11 protein-coding genes are annotated in these 13,094 nt (G+C 70.7%); 6 read left to right on the plus strand and 5 right to left on the minus strand.

The features are described from left to right. The first annotated feature begins 227 nt into the window (after positions 1-227). Entirely contained in the window at positions 228-1,010 is a 783-nt protein-coding gene (locus P2Q00_RS28940; protein ID WP_275775968.1) for an IclR family transcriptional regulator, read from the plus strand. Positions 1,011-1,137: 127 nt separating this feature from the next. On the opposite strand, the gene P2Q00_RS28945 is transcribed toward P2Q00_RS28940, so the two are convergent. Further along, positions 1,138-1,425: a DUF5955 family protein gene (locus P2Q00_RS28945; RefSeq protein ID WP_275775970.1), complete on the minus strand. Its 288-nt coding sequence runs from the start codon at positions 1,423-1,425 to the stop codon at positions 1,138-1,140. Between the two features lie 215 nt (positions 1,426-1,640). On the opposite strand from P2Q00_RS28945, the gene P2Q00_RS28950 reads away from it, so the two are divergent. Beyond that, the gene (locus tag P2Q00_RS28950) at positions 1,641-2,240 is read left to right on the plus strand and encodes a nucleotidyltransferase family protein (protein ID WP_275775972.1); all 600 of its coding nucleotides are present in this window, start codon (positions 1,641-1,643) and stop codon (positions 2,238-2,240) included. Positions 2,241-2,455: 215 nt separating this feature from the next. Further along, on the plus strand, positions 2,456-4,081 hold the full coding sequence (aceB, locus tag P2Q00_RS28955; RefSeq protein WP_275775974.1) for a malate synthase A: 1,626 nt from the start codon (positions 2,456-2,458) through the stop codon (positions 4,079-4,081). 15 nt (positions 4,082-4,096) lie between these two features. Here aceB and P2Q00_RS28960 read toward each other — a convergent pair whose 3' ends face one another. From P2Q00_RS28960 to P2Q00_RS28975, 4 genes are all read right to left on the minus strand, one after another. Beyond that, positions 4,097-4,387, minus strand: coding sequence for an Rdx family protein (locus P2Q00_RS28960; protein WP_275775977.1), 291 nt, complete (start codon positions 4,385-4,387; stop codon positions 4,097-4,099). Next, positions 4,384-5,298, minus strand: a complete 915-nt coding sequence (locus P2Q00_RS28965; protein ID WP_275776031.1) for a HipA family kinase — start codon at positions 5,296-5,298, stop codon at positions 4,384-4,386. Before P2Q00_RS28965 ends, P2Q00_RS28960 begins: the two co-directional genes overlap by 4 nt. Before the next feature lie 128 nt (positions 5,299-5,426). After that, complete coding sequence (gene speB / locus P2Q00_RS28970) at positions 5,427-6,413, minus strand: agmatinase (RefSeq protein WP_275775978.1); 987 nt, start codon at positions 6,411-6,413, stop codon at positions 5,427-5,429. Positions 6,414-6,485: 72 nt separating this feature from the next. After that, a complete protein-coding gene (locus P2Q00_RS28975; RefSeq protein ID WP_275775979.1) occupies positions 6,486-8,087 on the minus strand; it encodes an acyl-CoA carboxylase subunit beta in 1,602 nt (533 codons plus the stop codon). 576 nt (positions 8,088-8,663) lie between these two features. On the opposite strand from P2Q00_RS28975, the gene P2Q00_RS28980 reads away from it, so the two are divergent. Genes P2Q00_RS28980 through P2Q00_RS28990 form a run of 3 tightly spaced genes read left to right on the plus strand, consistent with a single transcriptional unit; the run spans position 8,664 to position 13,061 of the window. Beyond that, entirely contained in the window at positions 8,664-11,474 is a 2,811-nt protein-coding gene (locus P2Q00_RS28980; RefSeq protein ID WP_275775981.1) for a helix-turn-helix transcriptional regulator, read from the plus strand. Then, positions 11,455-12,387 carry a metallophosphoesterase family protein gene (locus P2Q00_RS28985; protein WP_275775983.1) on the plus strand — a complete coding sequence of 311 codons (933 nt, stop codon included), beginning with the start codon at positions 11,455-11,457 and terminating at the stop codon, positions 12,385-12,387. The genes P2Q00_RS28980 and P2Q00_RS28985 overlap by 20 nt, the downstream gene beginning before the upstream one ends. Then, complete coding sequence (locus P2Q00_RS28990; RefSeq protein WP_275775984.1) at positions 12,384-13,061, plus strand: 4'-phosphopantetheinyl transferase family protein; 678 nt, start codon at positions 12,384-12,386, stop codon at positions 13,059-13,061. Before P2Q00_RS28985 ends, P2Q00_RS28990 begins: the two co-directional genes overlap by 4 nt. Positions 13,062-13,094: the final 33 nt, after the last annotated feature.

Here is a 13,094-nt window from a genome sequence, read left to right on the forward strand (position 1 = left end):
TACTTCCACGTAACGGAATTCAACTTTCTGTTGAAGGAGTCTTCACTCCCGCTTCCGTGCCGTCAAGGGCACACTTCTCCACAGTGCACCCCTTGCCTGCACTCTGGACGTTTCCACAAAGCGGAATTAGAATTCCAGCACGCAGAACGTAGCTACGCACAAGCAGGGAGTCAACCGACCGGCGGGTAGGCTTCTGCCCTTCCCGCCAGCCCCGAAAGGAACGCGCCGTGCCGACGTCCAGCGCCAGCACCACCGACTCCGCGAAGTCCGCCAGCGGCGGAGTCCAGTCCCTCGAGCGCGCCTTCGACCTGCTGGAGCGGATGGCGGACGCGGGCGGCGAGGTCGGGCTGAGCGAGCTCTCCGCGAGCAGCGGACTGCCGCTGCCCACCATTCACCGTCTGATGCGCACGCTCGTGGCCTGCGGATACGTCCGCCAGCAGCCCAACCGCCGGTATGCGCTCGGCCCGCGTCTGATCCGCCTCGGCGAGTCCGCCGCCCGGCTGCTCGGTACCTGGGCCCGCCCCTATCTGGCCCGTCTGGTCGAGGAGACCGGCGAGACGGCGAACATGGCGCTGCTCGACGGCGACGAGATCGTGTACGTCGCCCAGGTGCCGTCCAAGCACTCGATGCGGATGTTCACCGAGGTCGGCCGACGGGTGCTCCCGCACTCCACGGGCGTGGGCAAGGCCCTCCTTGCGAACACCCCGGACGACGAGGTGCGCGCCCTGCTCTCGCGTACCGGCATGCCCGCCGCCACGGAGAAGACGATCATCACGCCGGAGGGCTTCCTGGCCGCCCTGGAGGATGTGCGCCGGGCCGGTTACGCGGTGGACGACAACGAGCAGGAGATCGGGGTGCGATGCCTCGCCGTCTCCGTGCCCAACTCACCCACTGCCGCCGCCATTTCGATCTCCGGTCCCGCGGGCCGGGTCACGGAGGCGGCCACGGACAAGATCGTTCCGGTGCTGCAGCAGGTGGCGGTGGAGCTGTCGGAGGCGCTGGCGAGCTAGGCGCTCCGCTGGAGGCCCGGCGATAATCCTGCGGGTCGGTGGGGGCTGGTCGCGCCCACGCGGCGGAGCCGCATATCGATACAGCCCCGCGCCCCTTGCGGGGCGCGGTACCTCCACGAAAAGCCACTCAGCCGCGCGGTGGTTCCCCGAACAGGTCCACCGCGTTGCGTACCTCCGACAATCCCCTGGCCAGTGCGCTCATGGACCCGATCGCGCCGGCGATCAGCAGCAGCGATCGGCGCAGTCGGGGAATCTCGGGGGAACCGTCGATCGTCATCGCGGCGAGGGCGGCCAGTTCGTCCTCGGCTATGCCGCGGTCGGGGAACTCGGCGGGGTGCGCGGCGAGTTCGCGGCGCAGCCGGGACACCGCGGTCCGCAGTTCCGCCACCCTCGGGTCCTCGTCGCTGCCGGTCACTGGCCTCTGCCCCAAGCTCCGCAACACAGCTCTCCCCCTCGCACGTCCTCGTGCGCAGTCACGTCGTGCTCCCGCAATGCAGCCCCGTGGCGTTGGTCGGGCGCCGGGGGACGCGGGTCAGTAAACGCCAACCGATGCCGGGTGCGCCACCGTGCGGACCGAAATTCAGCCCCTGGAAACCGGGCACTCGCCCGGGCGTCAGGTATGCAGGACGCATGACGGAGAACGCACAGCAGGTGGCCGGGCTGCTCCTCGCCGCCGGCGGCGGGCGACGGCTCGGCGGACGCCCCAAGGCGCTGCTTCAGCACCTCGGACGGCCGCTCGTCGAGTACGCGGCCGGCGTGCTGCGCGCGGCCGGCTGCACCCGCGTCCACGTGGTCCTGGGGGCGCGGGCCGACGCCGTACGGGAGCGAGCGGAGCTGGCGGGATGTGTGCTGGTGGAGAACCCGGAGTGGGAGCAGGGCATGGGCAGCTCGCTGCGGGCCGGGCTGGAATCGCTCGCCGGGACGGGGGCCCGGGCCGCACTGGTCTCGCTCGTCGACCAGCCGGGGATCGGCCCGGAGGCCGTGCGGCGGGTGCTGGCCGCGTACCGGGACGAGACATCGCTCGTCTCGGCCGCCTACGACGGCGTGCGCGGCCATCCCGTCCTCTTCGGCAGCGCCCACTGGGCGGGCATCGCGAAGACCGCGACCGGGGACCGCGGGGCCCGCGCCTACCTCAAGGCGCACGAGTCGGCGATCACGCTCGTCGAGTGCGGGGACGTGGCACAGCCGTACGACATCGACACGGAGGCCGATCTGATCCACCTTGAATGAACCTGGAGTGAGCCAAAGGAACCTTGAGTGAGCGGGGTGGCACTGAGCGCCACCTTCCCTCGACCCGGAGAATCTCGATATCAACAAACCATTGAAGTTCCACAATGAGGAAACTAGTATCCACTGTTCAGAAGCGCCCTACCGCTCCAAGGGCGCCGCTCGCCGTACCCGGTTCGACTGGCACCCGGTGCCACCGCTGAAGGAAGTGACAGCTCATGTCCGCACCAGCGCCGTCCCCGCTGGCCATCGTCGACGCCGAGCCGCTGCCGCGGCAGGAGGAGGTCCTCACGGAGGCGGCCCTGGCCTTCGTGGCCGAGCTGCACCGGCGGTTCACGCCCCGGCGTGACGAGCTCCTCGCCCGCCGCGCGGAGCGCCGCGCCGAGATCGCCCGCACCTCCACGCTCGACTTCCTCCCGGAGACGGCCGCGATCCGCGCCGACGACTCCTGGAAGGTGGCCCCCTCCCCCGCCGCCCTGAACGACCGGCGCGTCGAGATCACCGGCCCCACCGACCGCAAGATGACCATCAACGCCCTCAACTCGGGCGCGAGGATCTGGCTCGCGGACTTCGAGGACGCCTCCGCGCCGACCTGGGAGAACGTGGTCCTCGGTCAGGTCAACCTGGCGGACGCGTACACCCGCAACATCGACTTCACGGACGAGAAGTCGGGCAAGTCGTACGCCCTGCGCCCGAACGACGAGCTCGCCACGGTCGTCATGCGGCCGCGCGGCTGGCACCTGGGCGAGCGGCACCTGGTCGACGAGAACGGCGGTCAGGTCCCGGGCGCCTTCGTCGACTTCGGCCTGTACTTCTTCCACAACGCGCAGCGGCTGCTGGACCTCGGCAAGGGCCCGTACTTCTACCTCCCGAAGACGGAGTCGCACCTCGAAGCCCGTCTGTGGAACGACGTGTTCGTCTTCGCGCAGGACTACGTCGGCATTCCGCAGGGCACCATCCGCGCCACCGTCCTGATCGAGACGATCACGGCGGCGTACGAGATGGAGGAGATCCTCTACGAACTCCGCGACCACGCCTCCGGGTTGAACGCCGGACGCTGGGACTACCTCTTCTCCATCGTGAAGAACTTCCGTGACGGCGGCGCCAAGTTCGTCCTCCCGGACCGCAACGCGGTGACGATGACGGCCCCGTTCATGCGGGCGTACACCGAACTCCTCGTCCGCACCTGCCACAAGCGCGGGGCGCACGCGATCGGCGGCATGGCGGCCTTCATCCCGTCGCGCCGGGACGCCGAGGTCAACAAGGTCGCCTTCGAGAAGGTCCGCGCCGACAAGGACCGCGAGGCCGGCGACGGTTTCGACGGTTCCTGGGTGGCCCACCCCGACCTGGTCCCGATCGCCATGGAGTCCTTCGACAAGGTCCTCGGCGACAGGCCCAACCAGAAGGACCGGCTGCGCGAGGACGTCCATGTCGAGGCCACCGATCTGATCGCCGTCGACTCCCTGCACGCCAAGCCGACGTACAACGGCCTGATCAACGCCGTCCAGGTGGGCATCCGGTACATCGAGGCCTGGCTGCGCGGCCTCGGTGCGGTCGCCATCTTCAACCTCATGGAGGACGCGGCGACCGCCGAGATCTCCCGCTCGCAGATCTGGCAGTGGATCAACGCGGGCGTCGAGTTCGAGAACGGTGAACTCGCCACTCCGGAGCTGGCCCGCAAGGTCGCCGCCGAGGAACTGTCCAATATCCGCGCCGAGATCGGCGAGGAGGCCTTTGCGGCCGGCCACTGGCAGCAGGCCCACGACCTGCTGCTCCAGGTCTCCCTCGACGACAACTACGCGGACTTCCTCACGCTGCCCGCGTACGAGCAGCTGAAGGGCTGACCTACCCCGGCCGGCCTACTCCTGCGCAGCCTTGTCCGAGTGGCCCAGGGATCTTCCCGGGGCCACTCGGTCGCGTACGGCCTGCTTCACGGCCGTCGGCTCCGGGAAGCCCTGTTCGCGGCGGTCCCAGACCACCTCGTCGTCGACCCGGACGACGAAGACGCCGCCGGTGCCGGGCTTGAGCGACAGCTCGGTCAGCTCCGCCTCGAAGGTGGTGAGCAGCTCCTGTGCCAGCCAGGCCGCGCGGGGCAGCCAGCGGCACTGGGTGCAGTACTCGATCTGTACTACCTGTCCAGCGCGGTTCATTTGAGGTGCACCGACCAATCCCGTTCCGCTGCCGGTTTGCCGTGCAGGTCGGGGACCTGTTTGAGCCACTTCGGCCGGCCTTGTTGTGTGCGTGCCGCGCGGAGGGCCTCCTCGGCGGCGAGTTCCTCCCGGGTCGGGAAGTCGGTGGGCAGCCAGGCCGCGGATGCCTGCACGCGCGCGTGAAGGTAGTCCACGTACGCCGTCCGGATGTCGTCCGGCGTCGCAAAGCCCTCCTCGCCCGCCAGCCAGGCGTCCGGGACCTCGGCGGCGATGTCCCGCAGCAGCTCCCGTGTCACCTTCGGTGCCAGTTCCGCGTCGGCCGCCCGTACGTCGGGGGCGTAGTGGCCGAGGGCGTGGTGCCGGAAGTCGTAGCGCTTCGCGGGATCCGACCCGTCCCAGCGGTGGTGGAAGACGAGGGCCGCGCCGTGGTCGATCAGCCACAGACGCGGGGGCGCGATACCGAGCGTCGGCCAGATCATCAGGTTCGAGCTGTGGACCGTGCGGTCCACGTTCACGGTGAGGGCGTCGAGCCAGACGATCCGGCCCGCCTCCAGCGGGTCGACCGGGAACGTCTTCGCGAGGACCGGGGTGAAGTCCTTCGCGCCCGGCAGGTAGTCCATGCCGAGGTTGATCCCCGCGCTGGCGCTGTGGAGTTCCCGCACTTCCTGGTGGGGCTCGCCGTCGGCGATCGCCGGGTCGAAGTGGACGAGGACCAGTTCCGGGAAGCGCAGCCCGAGCGCGCGGGCCAGTTCGCCGACGATCACCTCGGCGACCAGCGCCTTGCGGCCCTGCGCGGAGCCGGTGAACTTGACGACGTAGGTGCCCAGGTCGTCGGCCTCGACGACGCCGGGGACGGAGCCGCCGGAGCGGAGGGGTGCGATGTAGCGGGTTGCAGCGACTTCCCTCAACATCTTCGAAGTCCCCTCGCCCATCGGTCCTACAGCGGTGCGACCCTTGCTCGCGGCCTCCGGCATGAAGTGACCATAGTAACCGAGCGTGACAGCCGCGGGAGGAGTGCCGGAGCCGTCTTCGGCAGGCGTTACTTGGCCCCCCAGCGGGCCGGGCCCATCTGGCGGGACATGATCGTGACGAGTTCGTAGGCGATGTGGGAGGCGGCGACCGAGGTGATCTCGGCGTGGTCGTAGGCGGGGGCGACCTCGACGAGGTCGGCGGAGACCAGGCGGCAGTCGGACAGACCGCGGATGATCTCCAGCAGTTCGCGTGAGGTGAGACCGCCGGCCTCCGGGGTGCCGGTGCCCGGGGCGTGCGAGGGATCGAGGACGTCGATGTCGACGGAGATGTAGAGCGGACGTTCACCGACGCGCTCGCGCAGCTGCTGGACCACCTCGTCCACGCCGCGTCGCATCACGTCCGCGGAGCTCACGATGCCGAAGCCCAGCTTGGCGTCCTCGGTCAGGTCGTCCTGGTGGTAGATCGGGCCTCGGATGCCCACATGGGACAGCGCAGAGGTGTCGAGGATGCCCTCTTCGACCGCGCGGCGGAACGGTGTGCCGTGGGCGTACTGCACGCCGAAGATGGAGTCCCAGGTGTCCAGGTGGGCGTCGAAGTGCAGCACAGCCACGGGACCGTGCCGGCGCGCCACGGCCCGCAGCAGGGGCAGGGCGATGGTGTGGTCGCCGCCCAGCGTCATCAACCGCGCCCCGGTGCCGAGCAGTTCGTCCGCGGCGGCCTCGATGGTCTCCACCGCCTCCTCGACGTTGTACGGGTTGGCGGTGATGTCACCGGCGTCCGCCACCTGGGCGAAGTGGAACGGGTAGACCTGCTGGGCCGGGTTGTACGGGCGCAGCTGGCGCGACGCCTCGCGGATGGCGTTGCCCCCGAAGCGGGCCCCGGGCCGGTAGGAGACGCCCGAGTCGTACGGCACGCCGACCACGGCGATGTCGGTGTTGTCGACCTCGTCCAGCCGGGGCACCCGGCCGAAGGTCGCCGGACCGGCGTAGTGGAGGGTCCGGTCGGACTCCTCCGGGCCGCGCGGCGGGACGATGCCGTTGGGGTGGGCGTTCATGGTCGGTTCAGGGCCTTTCTCGGGGGGCGGTACGGTGGCGGGCCCGGGCGGGGCCGGCTTCGAAGTGCGCCGTCAGATCGGGGGGTTGCCGTGCTTGCGGGCCGGCAGGTCGGCGTGCTTCGTGCGCAGGACGGCGAGGGCACGGATCAGCACGTCGCGGGTGTCGGCGGGGTCGATGACGTCGTCGACCAGGCCGCGTTCGGCCGCGTAATAGGGGTGCATCAGCTCGGACTTGTACTCCTTGACCATGCGCTCGCGCATGGTCTCGGGGTCGTCGGCCTCGGCGATCTGGCGGCGGAAGACGACGTTCGCCGCGCCTTCCGCGCCCATCACCGCGATCTCGTTGGTCGGCCAGGCGTAGGTCAGGTCCGCGCCGATGGACTGGGAGTCCATGACGATGTAGGCACCTCCGTACGCCTTGCGCAGGATCAGTGAGACGCGCGGCACCGTCGCATTGCAGTACGCGTACAGCAGCTTGGCACCGTGCCGGATGATGCCGTTGTGCTCCTGGTCGACGCCCGGGAGGAACCCCGGTACGTCCAGCAGCGTGATCAGCGGGATGTTGAAGGCGTCGCACATCTGGACGAAGCGGGCCGCCTTCTCGGACGCCTCGATGTCCAGGACGCCCGCCAGCACCCGGGGCTGGTTGGCGACGATTCCGACGACCCGGCCGTCGAGCCGGGCCAGGGCGACGATGACGTTGGCCGCCCAGCGCTCGTGGACCTCCATGAACTCGCCGTCGTCGACGAGCTCCTGGATGACCTCACGCATGTCGTACGGCCGGCTGCCGTCCACCGGCACGAGCTCCAGCAGGACGTCGGAGCGGCGGTCGGCGGGATCGTCGCCGACGACGTCCGGCGGCATCTCGCGGTTGTTCTGCGGCAGGAGCGACAGCAGGTATCGCACCTCGGCGATACAGGTCTCCTCGTCGTCGTACGCGAAGTGGCAGACGCCGGAGGTCTCCGCGTGGACGTCGGCGCCGCCCAGGCCGTTCTGGGTGATCTCCTCGCCGGTGACCGCCCTGACCACGTCGGGGCCCGTGATGAACATCTGCGAGGTCTCACGGACCATGAATACGAAGTCCGTCAGGGCGGGGCTGTAGGCCGCACCACCCGCGCACGGGCCCAGCATCACGCTGATCTGCGGGATGACCCCGGACGCCTTGGTGTTGCGCTGGAAGATGCCGCCGTAGCCGGCCAGCGCCGAGACGCCCTCCTGGATGCGGGCACCCGCGCCGTCGTTCAGCGACACCAGCGGCGCCCCGGCCGCGATGGCCATGTCCATGATCTTGTGGATCTTGGTGGCGTGGGCCTCGCCCAGCGCGCCGCCGAAAATCCGGAAGTCATGGGCGTATACGAAGACCGTGCGGCCCTCCACCGTGCCCCAGCCGGTGATCACACCGTCCGTGTACGGCTTCTTGGCCTCCAGGCCGAAGCCGACCGCGCGGTGCCGCCGCAGCTGCTCCACCTCCTGGAACGACCCCGGATCCAGGAGCAGTTCGATCCGCTCCCTGGCCGTCAGCTTGCCCTTGGCGTGCTGCGCCTCGGTCGCCCTCTCGCTGGGGCCCGCCACGGCCTGCGCACGAATCGCGTGCAGCTCAGCGACCCGGCCGCGGGCATCGCCGGCGGCGGTCGTCGGGGCCGCCGACGGCTGCGTCGCCTCTGTCGTCGTCATTGGACCAGCTCCACCCCGGGCCCGGCAGCAGTCCGGGCGACATCATGGTCCGCGACCCCGGCGGGCTCGCGCTCGATGATTGAAGCCCGTACCCGCCGGCAGTTCCACCTGCAACTCCCCCTAACCTTCGCCGGCAACCCCTAATCGCCGTTGCAGGACACAGCGTTGTCACAGTTTGTGAATGTCCTTTCACATAACACGACGTCACTCCAAGCGGATTTACTTGACGGGGCCCAGTCGTTGCTAGAGTCACCATCCCCGGCCTCGCGCAGAGGTTCGGAACCGACGCAACCGGCCCACCGTAAAAGCAACTGAGCAGCGCTTTCCGGACATTGACGTCGACTTCAAGACTCATGGGGAAGCGCCGGGCAGCCACGGCCGTCGGCTTCGCCCGGGTGAAGACCGTAAGGGTTTCGTAACCGACGCAACCGACCCACCCCAAAAGCAACTGACCAGTGTTCCAAGGACATTGACGTCGACATCGAGGCGCATGGAGAAAGTGCGGACAAGTGCCCGGCGACATCTCTCGTGAGCTACCTCAATTGTTTGCGCGCATTTGACGGGAAGGATTTGACGATGTTGCTGGAACGGGATAAAGAGACCGCGAGACTCACCCGGTTCCTCGCCGGAGAGGCGCACGGCCGGGGCCGGGTCGGTGTCGTCGCCGGCGCCGTCGGATCGGGCAAGACCGCCCTGCTGCACCGTGTGGCGGAACACACCACGTCCTGCGGTGCGCGTCTGCTGAGCGCGGTCGGGGCCCCCGATGAACAGGCCTTCCCCTACGCGGTCGTGGAGCAGCTGATGCATGCGCTTCCACCGGAGCCGTCGGGCCGGCCGACGGCCGCCACGCAGAGTGCACCACCGCAGCCGGTGGCAGCGCGGACCGAGGCGGCCCGTCATCGCGCCCTCCCCGAAGCGTTCCGGCAGCGGCTGACCCGGGCGGCGGCGGCCGGGCCGGTGCTCATCGTCATCGACGACGTGCAGTTCGCGGACCCGGAGTCGCTGGCCTGCCTGATGGATATCTGGGAGCTGCTGCCTGCCGAAACGTTCTCCCTGCTGGTCGCGCTGGGCTCCCCGGAGGCCGCGCTGCCCGCCGCGCTCGCGGAACTCCCGCACCGGGCCCGGATATGCGACGTCCGGCTCGGCCCGCTGACGGTGACGGGCGTCCAGTGCCTGCTGGCCGGGACATACGGCACAGCGCACGCCGCCCGGGTCGCGCCCGTGTGGCATGCGGCGACCGGTGGCAGTCCCCTGCTGCTGCACGCGCTGCTGGACGACGCCTCGGGCCGCCCCCGCACCTCGTGCTGCGCAGACCGGGACGGGGCGGCCCCCGAAGCCGGTGAGATGTTCCGACAGGCGACGCTGGCCTGCGTGCACCGCCATGGAGCGGCGGGGATGCAGGTCGCCCGGGCCGTCGCCGTGCTGGGCGACGCGGAACGGGTGCCGCTGGTGTGCGCGTTGACCTCGCTCGAGGAGCCGACGGTTCGCGGCTGCCTGGTCGCCCTCACCAGGGCGGGCATCCTGGACGGCACCGGCTTCCAGCACGAGGCCGCCCGACGTGCCGTGCTGCAGGACGTACCCGCGGAGCAGGCCGGCCGGTTCCGCGCGGACGCCGCGCGATGGCTCCACGAGAACGGAGCCCCGGCGGTGGAGACGGCCCGTCAGCTGATCGCGCACGAGTCGGTCGTGCCCCAGGAGGCGTGGGCGGTCGCGGTCCTGCGGGAGGCGACGCGGCAGGCGCTCGACGAGGACGACACCGACCTCGCCAAGCAGTGCCTGCAGGCGGCCGAACGCAGCAGCACCGACGAGCAGGAGCGGCTCACCATCCAGGCGGACCTGGCCCAGCTCATCTGGCGGCTCAAGCCCTCGGCGTCCGGCCCGCGGATGCAGTCGCTGACCGAACCGGCCCGGGCCGGTCTGCTGGCGCCCGCCCAGACGCTGCGCCTCGCGGTGGGGCTGCTGTGGAACGGGCACACGGACGATGCCGCGGCACTGATCCGCCAGGTCGACGAGGCGATGTCGGGCAGACCCGACCCGGTCCTCGACACCCAGGTGCGGACCGTCCAGATGATGCTGGCCACCACTTATCCCGACGCGCTCGGGGCGATCCGGGAGTTACTGCAGCGACTGGACGGCGCACAACGTTCGCCGGCAGACACGGCCGGCGGCGGCAAACTGCCGTCGTTCCGCCTGCTGTACGCCGCGCTCTACCAGAAGTGGGACGAGTCCACGACCGCCGAAGCGGACCGGCTCCTCGAGGCGAGCCGGCCGACGGAGCAGGGCTTCGACGAGGTGCGGGTGGCACTGCTGGCGCTGGTCTACGCCGGCCGGCTGCAGCAGGCCACGCGATGGTGCGAACGGTTCCTGGCCGGGGCGGAGGGCCCGTCCTTCCCGGGCTGGCAGACGGCGCTCGACGCGATCCGCGGGCAGATCTCGTTGCGCCAGGGCCGGTTGACCGAGGCCGCCGAGCTCGTCGAGTCCGCGCTGGAGCATCTGCCGGCCCACGCCTGGGGGGTGGCCGTCGGCATGCCGCTGGGCACGCTGGTGGAGGCCAGGACCGCGATGGGCCACCACAACCGCGCGGCCGAACTCCTGGAGACGCCGATGGCGTCGACCATGTTCGCCACCCGGTACGGGGTGCACTACCTGTACGCGCGCGGCCGTCACCAGCTGGCCACCGGCCGCCACGACGCCGCCCTCGCCGACTTCCTGGCCTGTGGCGAGCGGATGACCGCCTGGCGGATGGACACCGCCTCCCTCGCACCCTGGCGGCTGGGCGCGGCGGAGTCCTGGCTGGCTCTGGGCGACCATGCCAAGGCCGCCGCCCTGGCCAAGGAGCAGCTGGACCGGCCCGGACAGCCGGCGACCCGCGGCCCGGCGCTGCGGATCCTGGCCGCCACCCGGCCGCCCTATGAGCGGATCGGACTGCTCGGCCGGGCCCTGACCGCGCTGCGGGAGCCCGGGGACCGCTACGAGACCGCTCGCGTCCTCGCCGATCTCGGGCAGGCGCACCGGCGGGTCGGCAACGCCGCACAGGGCAGGCAACTGGCCCGCAACGCAAGGGAGTTGGCCGACTCGTGCGGCGCCGAGGAGCTGAGCCGCTCCCTGCAGCCGGAGCCGGGTCGGGGCGCCGCGCCGGAGACCGGGCGGGACGGCGCGGACGCGGTGCAGCCGGACGCCGCGGCGCTGGCCTCGCTGACCGACGCCGAGCGGCGGGTCGCGGCGCTGGCCGTCTACGGCCACACCAACCGGGAGATCGCCGCGAAGCTGTTCATCACGGTCAGCACGGTCGAACAGCACCTCACCCGGGTCTACCGCAAGATGAACATCAGTCACCGAGAAGACCTACCGGTCAGTTTGGACAGCGATGTCGCACACACCGCATGACATACCGTCGCAGCCCGCCGACCCGGTGAGATCCGGCGGGCAGTTGCTCGCCGTGAGCGATCTGCACATCGGCATGGCGGACAACCGGCCCATCACCGAGTCGCTGCGGCCGGCCTCGGAGGGCGACTGGCTCCTGGTCGCCGGAGACGTGGGCGAGCTGACCACGGACATCGAGTGGGCGCTGCGGCTGCTGTCGCAGCGGTTCGCGAAGGTGGTGTGGGCGCCCGGCAACCACGAACTGTGGACACCGGGCGAGGACCCCGTCCAGCTGCGCGGCGAGCGGCGGTACCGGTACCTGGTGGAGATGTGCCGGGGCCTCGGCGTGGTCACCCCGGAGGACCCTTACCCGGTGTGGGAAGGGGAGGACGGGCCGGTCGCGGTGGCCCCGCTGTTCGTGCTCTACGACTACTCCTTCCGGGCGCCGGGCACCGCCACCAAGGAGGAGTCGCTGGCCCGGGCGCACGCCACGGGAGCGGTGTGCAGCGACGAGTACCTGCTGCATCCGGACCCCTACCCCACCCGGGAGGCGTGGTGCGCCGCCCGGGTCGAGGCCACCGAACGGCGGCTGGCGGCACACGATCCGTCCGTGCCGCTGGTGCTGGTCAATCACTATCCGCTGGTGCGCGAGCCCACCGAGGTGCTGTGGTACCCGGAGTTCGCCCAGTGGTGCGGCACCGTGCGAACGGCGGACTGGCACCGCAGGTTCCGCACCGCGGCAGTGGTCTACGGCCATCTGCACATCCCCCGTACGACCTGGCACGACGGGGTGCGGCACGAGGAGGTCTCGATCGGCTATCCGCGTGAGTGGCGGCGCCGGGGACATCCGCGGGGGCTGCTGCGGCGGATCCTGCCGCATCCCCCCGCCCCCGCGGGAAGCGGCGCGGACGGCGTGCGGCAGCGGGAGAGCGTGTGATCGGCGAGCTGATGCCGGAGACGGTCGTGTGCGCCGAGGCATTTGAGGACCGGGACGAGGAGGCGCTGTTCCCCGAGGAGCGCCGGGTGCTGGGGCAGGCGGTCGAACGCAGGCGCCGGGAGTTCACCACCGTACGGGCATGTGCCCGGCAGGCGCTGGCCGGTCTGGGGCTGCCCCCGGCACCGGTGCTGCCCGGGGTGCGCAACACTCCGCAGTGGCCGACCGGAGTCGTGGGCAGCATGACGCACTGCGACGGCTACCGCGCCGCCGCGCTCGCCCGGGCGTCGGACGTGACCGCCGTCGGCATCGACGCGGAGCCCGACGGGCCGCTGCGGCCAGGGGTGCTGGAGTCGATAGCGCTGCCTCGGGAACTGGCCTGGGCGCGGACTGCGTCGCCGGTCCCGGTGCACCGGGACCGGCTGCTGTTCAGCGCCAAGGAGTGCGTGTACAAGGCGTGGTTCCCGATGATGCGCAGCGAACTGGACTTCGAGGACGCGGAGATCACCTTCTCGCAGGCCGCGGGGCCCGGGCCGGGCGCTCACGGTGCCTTCCACGCGCGGATCCTGCGCCCGGCACGCAACTCCCTGGGGCAGCAGGTGGGGTCCTTCTCGGGACGCTGGTCGGCCCGGCGCGGGCTGCTGGTCACGGCGATCGTGCTGGCGGCTCCGTCCTGAAGTCGCCGCGGCCCCCAAGGCGGCGGCCCGGGG

The organism is Streptomyces coacervatus, from assembly GCF_029223485.1.
Taxonomy (GTDB): Bacteria; Actinomycetota; Actinomycetes; order Streptomycetales; family Streptomycetaceae; genus Streptomyces; species Streptomyces coacervatus.